This is a genomic window from Aneurinibacillus uraniidurans (assembly GCF_028471905.1).
In the GTDB taxonomy this organism is placed as follows: Bacteria; Bacillota; Bacilli; order Aneurinibacillales; family Aneurinibacillaceae; genus Aneurinibacillus; species Aneurinibacillus uraniidurans.
This window is the reverse complement of record NZ_CP116902.1, coordinates 1646134-1664374: the sequence shown is the minus strand read 5'-3', so window position 1 is coordinate 1664374 and position 18241 is coordinate 1646134. Positions and strand designations below refer to the sequence as shown.

Below are 18241 nucleotides of genomic sequence, written 5' to 3'. Positions count from 1 at the left end.
TTCCCTGCAAGCGTACCGAAGCGAACGGCTCCTCCCTTCTCCCACTCCCTCTCACCATATGTTGTCGATTCTACAAAAAGAGGCTGCCTCAATCGCCGTATTACAGCTTTTGAAACAGCCTTTCGTTCTTTACATACCTACCCAAACATCTTTTGCATAGATCCCAGTTGCCTGAAGGTTTTCCAACCACTTTTCTGCTTCTTTTTCCCCTACTCCATGGACAGACTGATAAGCTTTTTGTAACGTCCTCTCCACATCTGGAGCCATTTTATTGCCATCTCCACATACGTATAACCGTCCTCCATGATCCAACATCTCAATCACTTTCTTCGCATTCTGCTGAATCAAATGTTGAACATAGGTTTTTGGCTCCCCTTCTTTACGGGAAAAAGCCGTGAAAACCGTGACGATTCCTTCCTGTTCATAGCGCTCTAGCTCCTTGCGGTATATAAAATCCTGTTCATTATGGCAGCCAAAATACAGGTGTGCTTCTCCTAGCTTTTTCCCTTCCTGTTTTCGTGCCGCTCGTGCTTGAAGGAAACCGATGAACGGTGCCACACCCGTTCCCGGACCGACCATAATCATTGGCGTTTCGGAATCCTCCGGAAGTTGGAATCCGGATTCTGGTGTACGAACGAACATCACGATATCTTCGCCTGACTTACGATCCGCCAGGTAATTCGAGGCCACTCCCCGATATTCTCCTCGTCCACTCCAAGCCGGATTGCGAATTGTGCCCACCGTAATGCTGGCACGTTTTGCATTCATCCGAGGAGAACTTGATATCGAATAATATCTAGGTTTTAGCGGAGGTAAAAGCTCCATAAATCGCTCAAACGGCATTTCACAGGCTTCATACTTTTCAACAAGGTCAAGCATCGAAATCCGTTTCTGCAATACTTGTTCCTCGTACACTCCCTCCTCTAACAAAGCTTCTAATTCACGTTTATGCGGAGGACAAGCGGTAAAAGCGGCAGCTTCACGTATTTGAGCACGAGAAGCAGCTTCCTGTACTTCTACACTATGGCTTAGAAGCTGAGAAAGTAATACAGGCCGATCTAAAGGTAGATGGGATGCACTGACTCCGCTTGCTGTTAAAATGACTTGATCTGTTCCATGCAAACCAAACCGTCGTAGAATACGGTCGACATTTTCTTTACTGTTACTTGGAAAAACCCCAAGGTGATCGCCTTCCTGATACGTGACTCCTTCCGGCAACTCGATCTCGATATGTCGTATGCTTCGTTCGCTACCAGGCTGTTGAAGTTCACGATTTTCTATCACCGTTGCGTGAACCGCTTCGTACGATTCAGCGAGAGGAGCATCCGCCAATTCACTGACAAATTGAATGTTGAGCGTACTCCGTTCTTTCTCCGCATTTTCATTCAGTTTTAAGTCGAACGCCTTTATCGCATCTGTCCACATTTGTTTTTTCCATTCTTCGAGTTGTCTCTCGAAGTCTCCACTCGCATCAGCTTCTCCGCGCAGGGAAAACCTTGTTGCTCCTTTTTGGGTGAGCTGATCGTCGATGAATCTCGGTACCTCTTGATACGTAGTAGCCCAGTTGTGGTCCCCACAACCAAATACCGCATAGTGAACCCCTTCAAGCTCACCTGGTGCAACCTGTTCCAGCCATTGCACAAACTGTCGTGCATTGCTCGGCGGTTTCCCGTTATAAGAAGAAGTGATGATCAATACAGCACCTTCTTTTGGCAAACTGCCTAACCGATCATTAAGTGTGGCTACCTCACTCCGTATGCCGTGTAAACGAGCGATGTCCGCAAGCTCTTTGGCAATCCGTTCTGCGGTTCCCATATTTGAGCCGTAAAGAACGAGTAGCGGCTTATCATTCGCTCCGATGATGGAAACTTTCTGCGCTTGCTTGTCCTGATTGGAAACATGGGTAACGTCTTCTTCAGATTTGATCGTGAATGCATTCGTTATTTTTTTATCTCGTACTTGAACACGAATCGTAAAGTCGTCTGGCTTCAGCGTCAGTGTTTGCTTTACTTTCAATTGATAGTTCATATGATCAATCAACTGAAAATGCTGCAGGATCATACCGAGAACTAACGTGGCCTCGTGAAGTGCGAACTGCATTCCGATACAAGCGCGTTGTCCATTCCCAAATGGTTTATAGGCATGATTCGGGACCTTACCTGGATCTGCAAATCGTTCAGGACGGAATTGTTCCGCGTCCTCTCCCCATGCCCCCTTGTCCCGATGAAGTTTAAGCAGATTAACAGCGACACGTTCTCCCTTTTTGATCTGATATTTTCCTCCAATTGTCGTGTCTTCCTTCGCATCAAGAGCAAATGACGGGGCTGTCGGCCATAAGCGTAACGATTCATGTAAAATCATTCGAATGTATTTAAGCTGCAAAACTTGTTCATAGGTTGGAACCGAACCTGTCAATACGTTATCTACTTCTTCGTAAGCTTTTTTTAATACATCCGGATGTTTTACTAAATAGTACATCGCAAAGGATAATAAACCGCTCGTCGTTTCATGTCCAGCGATTAAAAATGTGATGATTTGATAACGAATATTTGTATCATCAAGTTGTTCTCCTGTCTCAGGATCTTTTGCACTCAACATACGGGCGAGCAGATCGGTTGCACCTTGCTCTCCACTTGCTTTACGTTCTGCAATAATTTTATCAACTAAGGAATACATACTTTGAATGTCGCGTTCGAATTGACGTTTTGTTAACACCATGAGTTGGTCTTGAATCGACAGACGCGTAGCTTTATGCATCGCTTCATCCAGAGCACGGACCATGCTTACAATAAAAGGATTTGGCGTTTCTCTGTAGTAGCTATTGAAACGATAGTTAAATCCACATAAACCAATGGTGTCCAGCGTAAGCCGCGTCATATCATCCGGTACATCAATACTCTCATCCGGATTTAGACGTGCCCATTTTTGAACCAATTGCATGGCGATGTCCACCATCATGGAATGGTACCCTTTCATAGCTTGTTGACTAAAAGAAGGAAGAAGAATGTTATGCGCTTTTTTCCAATTGGGTTCTTCCGTCTGAGCTGTGAATAACCCATCCCCGGTAAAGGTACGTACATTTTGTAGATGACCAATATTCTTGTCAAAGCGTGACTCGTCACAAACATCGGCTACTAATTCAGAACCGCAAATCATGATGCTAGAATTGCCCAAAGCTTCGAATCGAAAAATCGGACCGTACTCATCAAAAATTTTACTCATGGATAAAGTCGGCGAATCTTTGTCTAGTAAGGGTAAGTTTCCAAGCGGACCAAAGGTTTTCGGTTGTGGGATAGGAATGAAGTTTTCCATACATAAAACTCCTCTTCAAGATGATTTCAAAACCGGTTCAGCGATGTTCTTTATTCCCTAACATACCGTATAAAACAAAATCAGCTATTTTTTCCTCAATATTTTCGAATGGTACTTTCTTCGGAATGACGTCCTCCTGTAACTTTTCATAGTTGAGAATGAACCAAATCGCACTCGTAATCGCAAGCTCATACATGAGAATCCGATCAGGGGACACGTCTTTGTTTGAAAACTTGTTCAGCAAATCTTCCATATATTTGCCTTGTGTATAGAGCTGACTCCAAAACATCCGGGCAAGCTCAGGATGGTACGGTGATTCCCTAAAAAGAATATTGAAGTTTTCCAGATTGCCTCGAACCAATTCCACTCTTTCTCGGATCAGATCCCTCAACAGTTCAGGAGACAACGCAGCATCCATATCCAATCGGACAGTGGCGGAAGGAGTTACACAGGCCAGGAAAATATCTTTTTTCCCTTTAAAATGCTTATAAAGGGCAGCGTCCGTTACTCCGACACGACGAGCAATTTCCGCGGTAGTGGTTGCGCTATATCCCCGTTCTGCAAATAACCTACGAGCTTCCTTTATTATTTTTTCTTTGGTATCTCGTAAGTATTCCATCGTAACATCACTCCTTCAATCAAGTTAGTGAATACTAACTAACTTAGTTATACACCTCATGATATTTTCAAATCAAACCGCAAAATATCTCTCCTATGTATATATTACCCAACATCGACAAAATAAATTTATGCTGGTTGAATTACAGCCATGGTCCAGTAATGAAGTACCTGTACACACAGAAAAACCCCTTACTATATAAGGGGTTCTCACCACAATTTGTTTCTATAATGGTGCGCATCTCGCCACTTCCAAAACAAAACCCGGCCCCCTAAGAGGAGGGGCCGGGTTTTTCCATCGATCTACTTTGCTCGAAACGCTTGATCTAACAAGGCCATACGCACAAACAATCCGTTCTGCGCTTGACGGAAATACGCAGCACGTGGGTCTTCGTCAACCTCAACTGCGATCTCGCCTGCACGTGGCAGTGGATGAAGGATGATGCTGTCTTGTTTCATCACTTTCAACAGTTCACTGTCAATGATATACTGACCGCATGCTTTTTCATACTCTGACAAAGAAGTGAAGCGCTCCTTCTGAATACGCGTCTGGTACAGCACATCCGCTGTGCGGGCTACTTTTTCCAGATCGTATTCTTCCTCGTAGGCAATTCCCTTCTCATCGAGATATTTCTTCACATAGTTTGGAATTTGCACGTTCTCTGGTGCAGTAAAGGAGATGCGAATATTTTTGTAGTTCGCAAGCATATAGGATAAAGAATGTACCGTCCGACCGTTAGCCAGGTCGCCAATCATCACGATGTGTAAATCATCCAGACGGCCGATTTCTTTTTTGATTGTATACAGGTCAAGAAGTGATTGGGTCGGGTGCTCGCCTGCACCATCTCCAGCATTTAGTACTGGAACCGTTGAAACAGCCGCCGCACGTTCCGCTGCCCCAATGTCAGTATGACGAATAACGATAACGTCACTATAAGCGGATACGACACGAATCGTATCTTCCAGTGTCTCTCCTTTAATGGTAGAGGAGAACTGTGCAGCATTCTCGGTGCCGATCACTTTACCGCCAAGGCGGGACATTGCCGATTCAAATGATAGACGTGTCCGCGTACTCGGTTCAAAAAACAGCGTAGTCATCACTTTATTACGATATGTATCACTGCCGCCCTCTGCGACAATGCGCTCCATCTCTTCGGTTACTTCAAAAATCTGATCTAACATCGGACGAGTAAATTGTTTTGCTCCCAGTACATGATACAAGCTCATGTTCGTGCCTCCTTATGTATGTATATGCATAGAAAACCACTCCGAGATAGACTTGGAGTGGTTTCATAACCATGGTTACTGGATGCGCTAATCTTAGCGGCGCTTCTCGCGCTTGCCCAGATCGCCCATTTTATCTTCGCTTGTCTTCATCCATTTTTTCATCATGGATTCAAAGTCTTCCTTGGCGCCAACACCACCGCGCCCGCCCTGATTACCGCGGTCATCGCGTTTTTTGTAGGGGCGACGTTCTTCTTTCTTCTCCTCATGAATACGCATGGTGAGAGAAATCTTACCGTCATCTTTGATCTCCAGTACTTTCACCGTAACTTTGTCGCCTACTTTGACGAATTGATTAATATCCTCAACATAGGAAGAGGCGATCTGAGAAATGTGAACAAGCCCCTGCTTATTCTCTCCGATATTAACGAAAGCGCCAAAAGATTGAACTCCTACTACGGTACCTTCTAGAATATTGCCGACAGCGATGTTACTCAAAAAATGTTCCCCCTAAAAAAATAAAATACTATACGTTTACTATACATCAAAAAAACCAAATAATAAAGAATTTTGCAGGGCATATTATACGCCCATTTTCTTTAGTAGTATTCCCTTTTCGACAAAAAGATACTCGTCTCCTGCTTATGTTTGAAGATTCTCTTGATCTGCTTCACTCAAACGAGCCAGTAAGCGAATACTTCCAATCTCCTCCCCATCTTCAAGCGGTACAAGCCCGCGACCGATAGAGCCTTGATCATTTACTGACAGCTTATGCGCATACTCTTCCCAGTCTATCGCTACCGTCCGCCCGGCATTTGTATGCGCGAGCAAACCGGACATCTGTGATGATTCGAGCAATGCTACTTTTATCTCATGCGGCTGTACTTTGCGGCGACGAATAATGAGCAGACCCTTGCCACCCCGGCCCTGCACACTGAATCCGGCTGCGATGGTTCGCTTTACGATACCTTCCTTGGTGATAATTTGTAGAATGCGATCATCATCTGGTTGCAGCACAAACGAGGCAATCACCTTCTCCCCATCTTCGCCTTTCATGCCACGTACTCCTGCTGTATTCCGTCCGGTAATCGGCACGTCCGAAGCCGGGAAGCGAATCGCCATGCCATCGGAAGAGACAAGCAACAGCTCCTGAACTTCCTTGCATACATGTACCGCTTGTACCCGATCATCCTCTTTGACCTTCACGGCGACAAGACCACGCCGCTTCTGGTTCGTATTGTACTCGTCGATTTTGGTGCGCTTCACCATGCCACTTTCCATCACAAACGCAAATGTTTCTTCTTTGATTGATTCGAGTGACTCTACCGTAAATGCACTAACAATTTTTTGTTCCTTGCCAAACGCAAACACATTCACCAAACTTGTCCCTACGTCTTTCCAGCGTCCATCCGGAATCTCATGCACCGGCAAGGAATAGAAATTGCCATCGCTCGTAAATAACACAAGCTGGTGAATCGTATTCGTACGGAACGCATACCGGACCGTGTCGCCTTCCTTCATCCCGGTCGTCTCAAGCGAGGCTCCCGAACTATTGAAAGAACGAAGCGAGGAACGCTTAATGTACGCGTCTTCCGTAATGGTCACAATTACGTCTTCGGATGGCACTGTAATCGAGATATCGACTTCAATGCTAGCAATCTCGTCTTCTAATTGCGTACGGCGATCACTGCCGTACTGTTTGCGAACAGCAGTCAACTCTTTTTCCAGCACGCTGTTCAGCTTTTTCGGGCTATCCAGAATGCCTCGGTATACCGTAATATTTTTCTCCAGCTCTGCTTTTTCTTTCTCATATTTGACAATGTCAAGGCGCGTGAGCTGATGCAGGCGAATATCAAGAATTGCTTCGGCCTGTTCGTATGTAAAGTCGAAGCTTGCCATCAGGCGATTGCGGGCATCTTCGCGGCCTTCCGCTTCCATGATGGTATCAATAACCTGACGCAAAATCGAAATCGCCCGGATGATGCCATCTACGATATGCAATCGCTTCTCCGCCCGTTCGAGATCATACGTTGTGCGGCGGGTGACGACATCTTTTTGATGCGCAATGTACGCGCTAAGAATGCCTTTCAAACCAAGCTGCTGCGGGCGCTCATCTGCGATCACAAGCATGTTAAAGCTATAGGAGATCTGCAAATCTGTTTTTTTGAACAAATAGTTTAGAATTCCATCAAGCGCTGCATCTTTACGCACTTCGAGTACGATACGCATTCCTTCCCGGTCCGTCTCATCGCGCACTTCGAGTAAGCCATCGACGTTTTTCTCAAGAATTTCTTCTTCGATTTGCGTGACAAGTGCTTTTTTCTTCACAGTATAGGGAATCTCGTCGATGACGAGCAGCTGACGTCCTTGCTTGCCTGCTTCTACATGTGTTTTGGAGCGGATGATAATGCGACCACTCCCGGTCTCGTACGCTTTCCGAATCTCGTCCTTGCCCTGAATGATACCGCCACCCGGCAGATCCGGTCCTGGAATGTACGCCATCAGTTCATCAAGCGTCATATCTGGTTTATTCAAGAGCGCAATCGTACCATCGATGACTTCGCGCAAGTTGTGCGTCGGAATCTCGGTCGCAAACCCGATCGAAATCCCGGTTACACCATTGACGAGCAGATTCGGAAAACGCGCCGGAAGTACAACAGGCTCTTTCGTTGTATTGTCATAGTTCGGGATGAACTCGACTGTATCTTTCTCCATATCGCGCACCATTTCCAGTGCGATCGGCATCAAACGTGCCTCGGTATAACGCATCGCCGCCGCCGAGTCTCCATCTACGGTTCCCCAGTGTCCATGACCGTCAATAAGCGGCTCACGCATTTTGTGCGATTGCACGAGGTTTACCATCGTCTCATAAATCGACGAATCCCCGTGTGGGTGGTAGTTACCCATAACATCCCCGACCGTTTTCGCCGACTTGCGGTATGTACGGTCTGGCGTATTTTTCTCTTTATACATCGAGTACAGCACGCGGCGCTGTACAGGCTTTAGTCCATCGCGCACATCCGGGATGGCGCGAGAGAGAATGATATAGCGAGCATAGTCGCTAAAGCGGGAACGATATACGTCCCGCACACTCATCTGTAAATATTGTTCATGAGGCAGTCCCATTAGCCTGTTACTCCTCCTCCATCACAAATTTCACCGTATTTTCAATCCATTCGCGGCGCGGCGGTACCTTATCCCCCATCAGTACGGTTACCGTACGTTCCGCTTCCGCCATATCTTCGAGATCAACGCGAATGAGCTTGCGTGTCTGCGGATTCATCGTCGTATCCCATAACTGTTCGGCATTCATCTCGCCTAGTCCTTTATAGCGCTGAATTTCAGATTGACGGCCAAGCTTCTTCTGCGCTTCTTCCCGTTCTTGCTCCGTCCACGCATAAATGATTTCCTGCCCTTTCTTCGCCTGCTTGTACACTTTATACAGCGGCGGCTGGGCAATGAATACTTTGCCGCGCTTAATCAGCTCGGAGAAATAGCGATAAAACAGCGTCAACAGCAAAATTTGAATGTGTGCGCCGTCATAATCCGCATCGGTCATAATGATAATCTTGTCGAACGTACAGTTGTTAGCGTTAAAATCATCACCGATGCCCGTGCCAATCACTTCTACAATCGTATTAATCTCTTCGTTGCCATTCGGTCCAATTACTTCGTAAATCTTTTTCTTCTCAACATTAATCGGCTTACCGCGCAAGCTTAACACGGCCTGGAAGTTGCGATCACGTCCGTTAATCGCAGACCCACCTGCCGAATCCCCTTCGACGATGAACAGCTCGTTACGGCTAGCGTCTTTTTTACTTGGCGGGGTGTACTTATCGCTAATTGTACGCTTGCCTTTCTTTTTGCCTTTCTTGTTCGGATTGCGCAGCGCTTCTGCTGCCTTCTTGATCTCGTCTTTAATGCGGCGCGATTCAATCGCCCGCTCGATGATCTGCTTGGCAACTGCCGGATTTTCCTCAAGGAAAAAGCTCATTTTCTCCGCGACGATGCCTTCTACAGCCGAGCGTGCTTCTTCACTGCCCAGCTTGTCTTTCGTCTGGCTCTCAAACTGCGGATCATCCATGCGGATGCTTAAGACCGCCATCAAGCCTTCCCGATAATCGTTTCCGGTCAGGTTTTTGTCGTTCTTCTTGAGCATATTGTTTTTACGTGCGTACTCATTGCATACTTTCGTAAACGCATTGCGGAACCCGGATACGTGTGTACCTTCGTCAATCGTTGGAATCGTATTGACGTACGACAGCATATTCTCCGTTGTGTTGTCGTTGTATTGGAATGCAAGCTCCATCTCTACATTGTCCCGCTCGCCTTCAAAATACACAATGTCATGCAGCGTGTTTTTACCATCGTTTAAAAACTCGACAAACGCTTTAATACCTTCTTCAAACTTGAACACTTCTGGCTCTGGCGCACCCGGGCGCTGATCGCGCAGGTGAATCGTGACTCCCTTGAGCAGAAACGCATTATCGCGCAGACGTTCCCGCAATACGCTGTACTGCACATTCGTATCGCTGAAAATGCGTGCATCCGGCATAAACGTAACTTTCGTACCGGTTTTGCGTGTCTGTCCGACAATCTCAAGACCTGTCACCGGATGCCCGGCCGTAAATTGTCCGTCTGCCTCTTCCACATATTCAAACCGTTGACGGTACACGTTACCATCCCGGTAAATTTCAACTTCTAGCCATTCCGAGAGCGCATTCACAACACTTGCGCCTACCCCGTGCAGGCCGCCGGATTTCTTATATCCATCTCCGCCGCCGAACTTCCCACCGGCATGAAGGACAGTAAAGACAACGGTTGGTGTCGGAATCCCTTCATCCTTGTTCATCCCGGTCGGAATGCCGCGCCCGTTGTCTTCAATGCTGATGCTTTTATCTTTATGAATCGTTACGGTAATCGTATCGCAGTACCCTGCGAGCACCTCGTCTTTCGAATTATCGATGATCTCCCAGATCAGATGGTGCAGTCCACGGCTTCCGGTCGAGCCAATATACATGCCGGGACGGACGCGTACAGCTGTCAGCCCTTTCAGTACGCGAATATCATCTTCGCTGTATGCAGGCTCGATCGTCGCTTGAATTGGTTGACGACTCACTTTGCTTCCCCTCCTGTTTCTTTCATACAATGTACTGGTTTTCGACATGAAAAGCAATAGATAAGAATATTCGTTCGCAAAAAATAAAAAGCGGGAGGTGCCCATCGTAAGCTCTCCCGCTCTGTATACATGCTTATATGTGCGCCGCAATCCGGCGCTTTAGCTCGGCGGCTGCCGCTTGTGGATCAGATGCCCCCACAATTGCCGAGATGACCGCTACGCCATCTGCTCCATGTTCCATGACTTCTGCGCAGTTACCCGCAGTAATCCCACCGATGCCGACAAGCGGCACCGATGTGATCGCACGAATGTCAGCAATGAGCTGCGGTGTAACCGGCGCACCCGCATCTGACTTGCTGTTTGTGGCATAAATGGCACCGACTCCAAGATAATCAGCACCTAGTTCAAGCGCACGCTGTGCTTCCTCCATCGAAGAAGCCGATACACCGATAAACATATCGCTCCCCACAAGGCGGCGCGTTTCATCTGCGGGAAGGTCATCCTGCCCCACATGTACACCATCCGCTTCGAGCAGAAGCGCCACATCAACACGGTCATTCACGATGAAAAGCACCCCGTGGTCCCGGCACAGCTCACGCAACTTCCGTCCGGTTTCTATTATGTCGCCCAAGGGCGCTTTTTTCTCGCGCAACTGAATGACATCGACTCCGCCTGCAATCGCAGCACGAGCGATTGCAAGCGCACTTTGCCCGTTTACATCCCCAATGCCCATGACAAGATAGACACCGAGTCGCTTGTTCCAATCTTGTACCGTCATATGATCCCCCTACATCTGCTCAATGCGGGCAATTACCGCAATCTGGTCTTCCTCTACACTGTACAATGTATCAAGCAGCGCGATCTGATAAGAACCTGGCGCATTGACAATCTCGCGGGCAATTTCTGCTGCTACCCCATAGCTTGCCACTGCTGCTGTCGCGGCAAGAACATAATCTTTTTCAATAGCCGCATAGGCACCGACTACAGATGTCAGCAAGCATCCTGTTCCGGTAATACGCGTTAACATCTCATCCCCGTTATGGATGGCGTATGTCGTCTCTCCATCTGTCACAATGTCCGTTTCACCGGTAATAACGACAACCGTTCCTAACTTTTTAGCTGCCCGGCGTGCCAGTTCAACTGTATCACCGCCTGCTTCTCCAGCATCCACACCTTTGATCTGCCAGGAATCTCCGACTACATTAGCGATCTCGGCTGCATTCCCGCGAATCACAGCCAGCTCCAGTTCCTCAACAATGCGTCGTGCCATATCCGTACGGAACGGGGTCGCCCCGGCACCAACCGGATCGAATATAATCGGAACACCGTGCTCGTTTGCAGATCTTCCCGCCATAATCATGGAAGCAATCATATCCGTTGTCAGAGTACCCATGTTCAATACGAGAGCACCAGCGATTTTCGCCATATCCGCAACTTCTTCCGGTGCATATGCCATTACAGGAGATGCTCCAAGCGCAAGCAAACCGTTAGCGGTAAAGTTAGTCACCACTTCATTTGTAATGTTATGCACGAGCGGTTTCTTCTCGCGCAGTTGTGGCAGAAGCGCTGCGATTTGTTTTTCAATCATCTAATCCATCTCCTTTGCAATTTTACGTATCTGCTTCTATCATACTGATTTTGTGTAAGAAACACCACGTTTCTTCATATAATCTTTACAACAGGAACATACAGGATTTGCAATCAACTGGTAGTATAAGAGTCAAGCATAGTCCTGTCCTATCCTCCTCACCGGAATACGGGCACACCTCTTTCAATCGGCTTCCACATACGGAAGCTCTTTTTTTTCGTAATTTCGTTTAAATGCCAAACAAAGTGGCGTATAATGACAGAGTGCTATTACGAATCGTTGCAAATAAAGGAGACTATCTATATGAAATGTAAAATCACACGCAATGCAGCTAAAAAGATTAAAGAAATTTTGGCCGAAGAAGATTCGCAAGGCCAAATGCTTCGTGTACTTGTCACTCATGCACACGACGATCACGTCCATTACGGCTTAGATCTTGATACACCAAGCGAGAACGATGAGATCGTTCATACGGATAAAGAAATTGATGTGCTGCTCGATAAAAACGTAGACGCACTCGACGGTGTGAAAATTGACTATCTGTATTTACCGGAAGAAGGATTTGTGATTACGAACCCTTCTAAAGGAAATCACGGCGATCACTAAAAGGAAAGGCGGAGATTCTCGCTTACTGCAAGAATCTCCGCCTTTTTTGGTGCCGCATCTTCCATAATCATTCTGACTCTGATTCATGCCAGAGTCCCCACGTAAGGTCAGGAGTTACGGTCCATTCTGTTGGAAGACGATGTATACCGGCATACACCCTTCCCCACTCGTTCACCATTTTCTGTGTTTCATAATACGTATATACGAGCGCATGATCTTCCGTTACCACTTCTCCAGCGGCTGTCTGCTGTATCGCACACAAATTAGCTTTTACATGGCTTTCAATTTTGGCACAGGCGCTAATGTAACGAATAACGCTTGCCTTATCCTTCCGACTCATGCCTTTCACTATATAACGATCCGTCAGCTCAGACATACACGCGCTAAACTCAGCTTGTGTCACACCTTCTGCATAGACAGAATGCTGAAGGTCATCCATATAGCGTTTAATTTTTTCCGACTCTACTAAATCCTTGAACAGGAGATTGAACACAGAGCTACTGATTCCTTTCTGCTCATCCGGGCTCTCCGGAATCACATCTCCGGTATCTTCCCGTCTGACTGAATCTATATTTTTGCTATATAAAGAGTCTCGGTGTTCTATTTGCACGTGCATACACCTCTTCTCACAGGACGTGCTACAATGTTTACACAAGCTGTATAAATAGACAAAGAGCGGCATCAGGTCATACGTATTGTACTATGAAAAAAATTACAAATGATACAAGATAACTTATTTCATATCGTCCGCTTCTATATCTTTCTTCTCACTATAAGCGATGAATCGAATAATTTCAACTAGATAAGCATCGTTTAGTAGATATAATATCCTATATCACCTATATGCATTTCGCAAGAATACCTCGAAATTACACATTTTAATGAGGACAGATTCGTCATTCATCTCGTATAAGCGTGCCATATTGTATGGCAGACCCTGCCATTGTATGATATAATGCCCATGATCATAGTATTTCATGTACGTCATTCTACGAAAGCGAGTGTGCATCATTCCATGATAGTTGAACAATTAATGACTCGGGATGTTATTACCATCTCTCCATCCACGCCGATTCAGGAAGCGGAAAAAATTATGCAAGAAAAAAATATCCGCCGCCTGCTTGTTGTTGAGAATAGTAAGCCAGTCGGAATTATTGTGTACCGCGACATGATTGGTGCGCTGAATTCTCCTACTATTTTGAAAGAAACGCCGATTGAGTGGGTCATGACGCGGAAGCTGATTACGACCTCACCGGATACAAGCGTGGCAGAGGCCATCCAGACACTGCGACGTCACAAAATCAATGCGCTTCCTGTTATCGATGGGGACAAGCTCGTCGGAATTATTACCGTTGTAGATTTGCTCCACGAACTAACCCGCCGCCTAGAGAATGATCCGAATTAATCCACCACATACATACGCACATAAAAAGGCAGCCTGGTAGATCGGCTGCCTTTTGTCTGCCTTTCAGCGCGAAAACATTCCTTTTACGACAAACGCAACATTCGCTGGACGTTCAGCAAGCCGGCGCATAAAATACCCATACCAATCACGCCCATATGGAACATATACACGCATCGTGTATCCTTCCGCTGCAAGCGCCCGCTGTGTATCCGTACGAATGCCATATAACATCTGAAACTCGAAACGGTCATGTGTAATGTTTTTCTCCGCGACAAACTGCTTCACAAACGCAATAATCGCATCATCGTGCGTTGCAATCGCCGTGTATGCTCCGCTTTGCAGATGTGCTTCGATTAGACGTTTGAAATTACGGTCCACCTCTGTTTTTTGCGGATAGGCCACGTCAGGCGATTCTTTATACGCCCCTTTCACAAGTCGAAGCGGAGCGCCCCGTAAGTTTGCTACGTCTTGCTCGGAACGATATAAGTATGCCTGAATAACCGTTCCTACATTCGAGTAGTCCCGCCGTAGTTTGCCAAGCAAATCCAGTGTTTTCTGGCAGCGACTGTAATCTTCCATATCGATCCGAACAAAGTTACGATGCCGCCTGGCCGCATGTAGAATACGGCGCATATTCGCCTCACAAAGGGATTCATCGAGATCAAGCCCGAGCTGTGTGAGTTTTAACGACAAGTTACTTACCACACCAGCTTTTGTAATCGCCTCAATCGTCTTGATGCAATAATCGGTCGCCTCTTCTGCTTCAGTGCGGCTTGTAACGAATTCACCAAGGTGATCAAGTGTACAGATGAGTCCGGCTTCATTTAATTGCTTCACTTTAGCTACCGCTTCCGCAATCGTTTTCCCGGCGACGAAGCGACTTGCTCCAAAACGTAAGCCCCACTTTTTCGCGACCCGGTTCAGCATCCGGCTTTGTGACAAGAATAAGAAAAAGCTTTTCAGTCCTTCTTCCACCATGCTGTACCCATCCTTTCTCGTTTGCTAGATTGTGAATCCTTATATGTATGACAGCGAACGAAAAAATATGGACGTTTCTTTCTATAACTTCCGGGTCGCATGAAAAAAAGGTCCGGAAAACTTCCCGGACCTTTTTCCTTCTACTAGACTCGGAGCGCATTGACACTATGTGCCAGTGCTGCCCCCGCTTTTAGTGCGGCTGCAACCATGATCGCTTCTGCAAGCTCCGCCGCATCAATGCCTTCTCGCTTAGCTGCTTTAGTGTGTAACTCAATGCAGTATGGACAGCCGGTAGCATGTGCACATGCTACCGCAATTAACTCCTTCTCCCGTCGTCCGATAACACCTGCATCCAGTGCTGCTTTGTCAAATGCTACAAATGCAGTAAACCCATCTGGAGCAATGATGTCGAATTCAGCAAGACGTTTGAAATAAGAACTGCGGTACAGCTCGTCATCCCCGTTCCCTTCATACGCATTCAAAGCGTTAACACCGTGAGCCAGGGCAGCGCCCGCTTTCAAAGCAGTAGCAACAACAATGGCTTCGCCCATTTCTTCCTTCGTTACGCCCTTCTCGCGCCCACCTTCCACATGTACTTCAATGCAATATGGGCAGCCCGTAATATGTGCAATCGCAATCGCAATCAACTCTTTTGTTTTGGCAGACAGTCTTCCTGGTGCCAACGCTGCTCGGTCAAAAGCCATAAAACTACGAAATGCATCTGGAACAAGCTCGCCCATCTGTACAATGTTAGAAAAGTAGGAGCGCTTGTACAAGCTGTCGTCTCTCTTCATCTTGATCCTCCTAGTACGCAGCACGAATGATATCTTTGATTTCTTCGAGCGATGCCTTACGCGGGTTGGTCAGCGCGCATGCATCGTTCATTGCATTTACAGCGAGAAGCTCGATATCTTCTTCCTTCGCACCGAGTTCACGGAATCCAGATGGGATGCCGACATCTGCGGAGAGGGCGACGATGGCGTCGAGCGCTTTTTCCGCTGCTTCACGAAGCGGCAGTCCTTCAATGTTTTCACCGAGTGCTTCTGCAATATCGGCAAAGCGATCCGCTTTCGCGATCAGGTTGAAGCGCTCAACGTGCGGGAGCAGAATCGCGTTACATACACCGTGCGGCAGATTGTAAATACCGCCAAATTGATGGGCGATCGCATGCACATAGCCGAGTGACGCGTTGTTGAACGCCATGCCAGCAAGGAATTGGGCGTAGGACATATTCTCCCGTGCCACCAGGTCCTCCCCATTCGCCACTGCTTGACGCAAGTTGCGACTAATCAGGCGAATAGCCTGCAGCGCACAGGCATCCGTAATCGGAGTTGCTCCTGTGGAGACATACGCTTCAACAGCATGTGTCAGCGCGTCCATGCCAGTTGCTGCAGTCAGGCCAGCCGGTTTCTTTACGGTCAGAAGCGGATCGTTAATCGACACAGTCGGGGTTACATGCTTATCAACAATGGCCATCTTCACATGACGGGAGGAATCCGTAATGATACAGAAGCGTGTCATCTCACTCGCCGTACCGGATGTTGTATTAATCGCAAGCAATGTCACCATCGGTTTGTCCGAGCGATCGACACCTTCATAATCATGAATACGTCCCCCATTCGCTGCTACTAGTCCAATTCCTTTGGCACAGTCATGCGAGCTGCCTCCGCCAAGTGAGATGATACAGTCACACTGTTCCTGCTCGTATACAGCAAGTCCCGCTTCTACATTATGATCGGTTGGATTCGGCTCCGCACCCGGGAAGATTGCGGCTGACAGACCTGCTTCCTCGACATATGCTGCGATCTGATCCGCCACACCAAACTGGTGCAGACCAGCATCTGTTACGATCAACGCTTTCTTCTTGCCGTATGACTTCATGCGCCCCCCAATTTCTCTTGCTGCTCCAATCCCCATCAGATTCACTGCCGGCATGTAAAACCCGAATACTTGCTCCGCCATCGTACCCTCTCCTTTTCGCAATCAATAATAAAGCGCTTTCTTTTTGCTATGTACGCAGGTACACTAAAGCTAGTACACCATACGTTCAGTATTTTCTTACTGCAATCCACATGCCAAATTATTTAACTATTCCGAATCACTTATTTTACTGCCTTCTCTCTACATAATTCTCGTATTCGTACGTAGCCAACAACCAAATTATCGGCACATTTAGCCGAAAATTCGGCACATTATGCCGTCTGTATGGAGGTTCATGATGAACATCTCAAAATTCGTCGCGCCAGAGATTATTTTCGGCATCGGAGGACTTGAACAAGCAGGCGAAAGCTGCCGGAGACTAGGAGCCCGCAAAGCGCTTATTGTGAGTGATGCAGGTGTGCTGGAAGCGGGCTGGGTCGAGCATATCATTACTTTTTGTCGAAACAGCGGACTTGAGTACGAACTGTTCTATTCCATCACATCGAATCCAAAAGATTATGAAGTCACGGCAGGTGCTCTCCACTACAGGCAAACCGATTGTGATGCTGTCATTGGTGTAGGAGGCGGCAGCGCGATTGATGCCGCCAAAGCGATCGCGATTCTTGCAACGAATGAAGGCGTTATTCATGATTATGAAGGCATCGATAACATTCACACACCGCTTCCTCCTATGGTCATGATTGCAACAACCGCCGGTTCTGGCTCGGAAGTTTCCCAGTTCTCCGTAATTGTGGACTCAACCCGTCAGGTCAAAATGACAATCATCTCAAAATCACTTGTTCCGGATATCGCTATCATCGATCCGCGCACACTCGCAACTAAAGATACAGAACTGACAGCTGAGACCGGCATGGATGTACTCACGCACGGTATTGAAGCATTCGTCAGTGTCGCGGCTACCCCCCTGACTGACGTGCAAGCTAAAAATGCGATCTCACTCGTCTCCAAACATCTGCGTGCTTCTACAGCATCCCGAACGAATGAAGAAGCCAAAACAGCGATGGCAATGGCAAGTCTGCAAGCAGGTCTGGCGTTCTCGAACGCGATTCTCGGTGCGGTACACGCCATGTCCCATGCAATTGGTGGCTGCCTCGACCTGCCACATGGCAAGCTAAATGCGATTTTACTCCCGTATGTAATGGAATACAATTATCTCGCTGCCCCCGAGAAATTCATGCATATCGCTGAACTGATGGGTCAGAATGTAAGCGGCATGACAGTAGCGGAAGCGGGCAAGCGAGCAATTCATCATGTTCGAATGCTGGCCACCGATATCGATATTCCGGCACGTCTCTCAGATATCGGTCTCGATGATGCACGCATTCCAGAGTTAAGTCGGGCCGCCCGAGAAGATGCCTGTCTCATTACAAACCCACGCGATATGTCAGTTCGAGATTTAGAAGCGCTATTTTATCGGGCACTCTAGTTGCACGTTTGTATAGAAAAGGAG

The 18241-nt window shown here is 47.2% G+C and carries 15 protein-coding genes; 3 read left to right on the top strand and 12 right to left on the bottom strand.

Translation table 11 applies throughout. The features are described from left to right. Nucleotides 1-129 precede the first annotated feature (129 nt). The 8 genes from PO771_RS08330 to thiM form a co-directional block, all read right to left on the bottom strand. The gene (locus tag PO771_RS08330) at nucleotides 130-3312 is read right to left on the bottom strand and encodes a bifunctional cytochrome P450/NADPH--P450 reductase (protein WP_272562804.1); all 3183 of its coding nucleotides are present in this window, start codon (nucleotides 3310-3312) and stop codon (nucleotides 130-132) included. A 37-nt stretch (nucleotides 3313-3349) separates the two neighbouring features. After that, the gene (locus PO771_RS08325) at nucleotides 3350-3931 is read right to left on the bottom strand and encodes a TetR/AcrR family transcriptional regulator (protein WP_272562803.1); all 582 of its coding nucleotides are present in this window, start codon (nucleotides 3929-3931) and stop codon (nucleotides 3350-3352) included. Nucleotides 3932-4233: 302 nt separating this feature from the next. Continuing rightward, nucleotides 4234-5157 carry an aspartate carbamoyltransferase gene (pyrB, locus tag PO771_RS08320; RefSeq protein ID WP_272562802.1) on the bottom strand — a complete coding sequence of 308 codons (924 nt, stop codon included), beginning with the start codon at nucleotides 5155-5157 and terminating at the stop codon, nucleotides 4234-4236. Nucleotides 5158-5250: 93 nt separating this feature from the next. Next, on the bottom strand, nucleotides 5251-5652 hold the full coding sequence (locus PO771_RS08315) for a S1 RNA-binding domain-containing protein (protein ID WP_272562801.1): 402 nt from the start codon (nucleotides 5650-5652) through the stop codon (nucleotides 5251-5253). A 144-nt stretch (nucleotides 5653-5796) separates the two neighbouring features. Further along, nucleotides 5797-8280, bottom strand: coding sequence for a DNA topoisomerase IV subunit A (gene parC / locus PO771_RS08310; protein ID WP_272562800.1), 2484 nt, complete (start codon nucleotides 8278-8280; stop codon nucleotides 5797-5799). 7 nt (nucleotides 8281-8287) lie between these two features. Beyond that, the gene (locus PO771_RS08305; protein ID WP_422664989.1) at nucleotides 8288-10378 is read right to left on the bottom strand and encodes a DNA gyrase/topoisomerase IV subunit B; all 2091 of its coding nucleotides are present in this window, start codon (nucleotides 10376-10378) and stop codon (nucleotides 8288-8290) included. Between the two features lie 28 nt (nucleotides 10379-10406). Continuing rightward, nucleotides 10407-11051, bottom strand: coding sequence for a thiamine phosphate synthase (gene thiE / locus PO771_RS08300; RefSeq protein WP_272562798.1), 645 nt, complete (start codon nucleotides 11049-11051; stop codon nucleotides 10407-10409). A 9-nt stretch (nucleotides 11052-11060) separates the two neighbouring features. Continuing rightward, entirely contained in the window at nucleotides 11061-11861 is an 801-nt protein-coding gene (gene thiM / locus PO771_RS08295; protein ID WP_272562797.1) for a hydroxyethylthiazole kinase, read from the bottom strand. Between the two features lie 303 nt (nucleotides 11862-12164). Here thiM and PO771_RS08290 point away from each other — a divergent pair, with 303 nt between their 5' ends. Then, a complete protein-coding gene (locus tag PO771_RS08290; protein ID WP_272562796.1) occupies nucleotides 12165-12467 on the top strand; it encodes a HesB/IscA family protein in 303 nt (100 codons plus the stop codon). 67 nt (nucleotides 12468-12534) lie between these two features. Here the strand turns inward: PO771_RS08290 and PO771_RS08285 are convergent, their stop codons facing one another. After that, a complete protein-coding gene (locus PO771_RS08285; protein ID WP_272562795.1) occupies nucleotides 12535-13077 on the bottom strand; it encodes a hypothetical protein in 543 nt (180 codons plus the stop codon). A 351-nt stretch (nucleotides 13078-13428) separates the two neighbouring features. Here PO771_RS08285 and PO771_RS08280 point away from each other — a divergent pair, with 351 nt between their 5' ends. Continuing rightward, on the top strand, nucleotides 13429-13872 hold the full coding sequence (locus tag PO771_RS08280) for a CBS domain-containing protein (protein ID WP_272562794.1): 444 nt from the start codon (nucleotides 13429-13431) through the stop codon (nucleotides 13870-13872). A gap of 63 nt (nucleotides 13873-13935) precedes the next feature. Here the strand turns inward: PO771_RS08280 and PO771_RS08275 are convergent, their stop codons facing one another. From PO771_RS08275 to PO771_RS08265, 3 genes are all read right to left on the bottom strand, one after another. Then, entirely contained in the window at nucleotides 13936-14850 is a 915-nt protein-coding gene (locus PO771_RS08275; RefSeq protein ID WP_272562793.1) for a proline dehydrogenase, read from the bottom strand. Between the two features lie 143 nt (nucleotides 14851-14993). Then, a complete protein-coding gene (locus tag PO771_RS08270; RefSeq protein WP_272562792.1) occupies nucleotides 14994-15644 on the bottom strand; it encodes a carboxymuconolactone decarboxylase family protein in 651 nt (216 codons plus the stop codon). Nucleotides 15645-15654: 10 nt separating this feature from the next. Further along, nucleotides 15655-16812 (bottom strand): iron-containing alcohol dehydrogenase, encoded by a 1158-nt coding sequence (locus PO771_RS08265; RefSeq protein WP_272562791.1) that lies wholly within the window; start codon nucleotides 16810-16812, stop codon nucleotides 15655-15657. 256 nt (nucleotides 16813-17068) lie between these two features. Between PO771_RS08265 and PO771_RS08260 the strand changes: the two genes are divergently transcribed. Next, on the top strand, nucleotides 17069-18217 hold the full coding sequence (locus PO771_RS08260) for an iron-containing alcohol dehydrogenase (protein ID WP_272563128.1): 1149 nt from the start codon (nucleotides 17069-17071) through the stop codon (nucleotides 18215-18217). Nucleotides 18218-18241: the final 24 nt, after the last annotated feature.

What these genes read in the sequence shown, in the direction of transcription:
- PO771_RS08330 (WP_272562804.1), bottom strand. Translation starts at nt 3,312, where the DNA reads ATGGAAAACTTCATTCCTATCCCACAACCGAAAACCTTTGGTCCGCTT.
- PO771_RS08325 (WP_272562803.1), bottom strand. Translation starts at nt 3,931, where the DNA reads ATGGAATACTTACGAGATACCAAAGAAAAAATAATAAAGGAAGCTCGT.
- pyrB (WP_272562802.1), bottom strand. Translation starts at nt 5,157, where the DNA reads ATGAGCTTGTATCATGTACTGGGAGCAAAACAATTTACTCGTCCGATG.
- parC (WP_272562800.1), bottom strand. Translation starts at nt 8,280, where the DNA reads ATGGGACTGCCTCATGAACAATATTTACAGATGAGTGTGCGGGACGTA.
- PO771_RS08305 (WP_422664989.1), bottom strand. Translation starts at nt 10,378, where the DNA reads ATGGGCACCTCCCGCTTTTTATTTTTTGCGAACGAATATTCTTATCTA.
- thiE (WP_272562798.1), bottom strand. Translation starts at nt 11,051, where the DNA reads ATGACGGTACAAGATTGGAACAAGCGACTCGGTGTCTATCTTGTCATG.
- thiM (WP_272562797.1), bottom strand. Translation starts at nt 11,861, where the DNA reads ATGATTGAAAAACAAATCGCAGCGCTTCTGCCACAACTGCGCGAGAAG.
- PO771_RS08290 (WP_272562796.1), top strand. Translation starts at nt 12,165, where the DNA reads ATGAAATGTAAAATCACACGCAATGCAGCTAAAAAGATTAAAGAAATT.
- PO771_RS08280 (WP_272562794.1), top strand. Translation starts at nt 13,429, where the DNA reads ATGATCATAGTATTTCATGTACGTCATTCTACGAAAGCGAGTGTGCAT.
- PO771_RS08275 (WP_272562793.1), bottom strand. Translation starts at nt 14,850, where the DNA reads ATGGTGGAAGAAGGACTGAAAAGCTTTTTCTTATTCTTGTCACAAAGC.
- PO771_RS08270 (WP_272562792.1), bottom strand. Translation starts at nt 15,644, where the DNA reads ATGAAGAGAGACGACAGCTTGTACAAGCGCTCCTACTTTTCTAACATT.
- PO771_RS08265 (WP_272562791.1), bottom strand. Translation starts at nt 16,812, where the DNA reads ATGGCGGAGCAAGTATTCGGGTTTTACATGCCGGCAGTGAATCTGATG.
- PO771_RS08260 (WP_272563128.1), top strand. Translation starts at nt 17,069, where the DNA reads ATGAACATCTCAAAATTCGTCGCGCCAGAGATTATTTTCGGCATCGGA.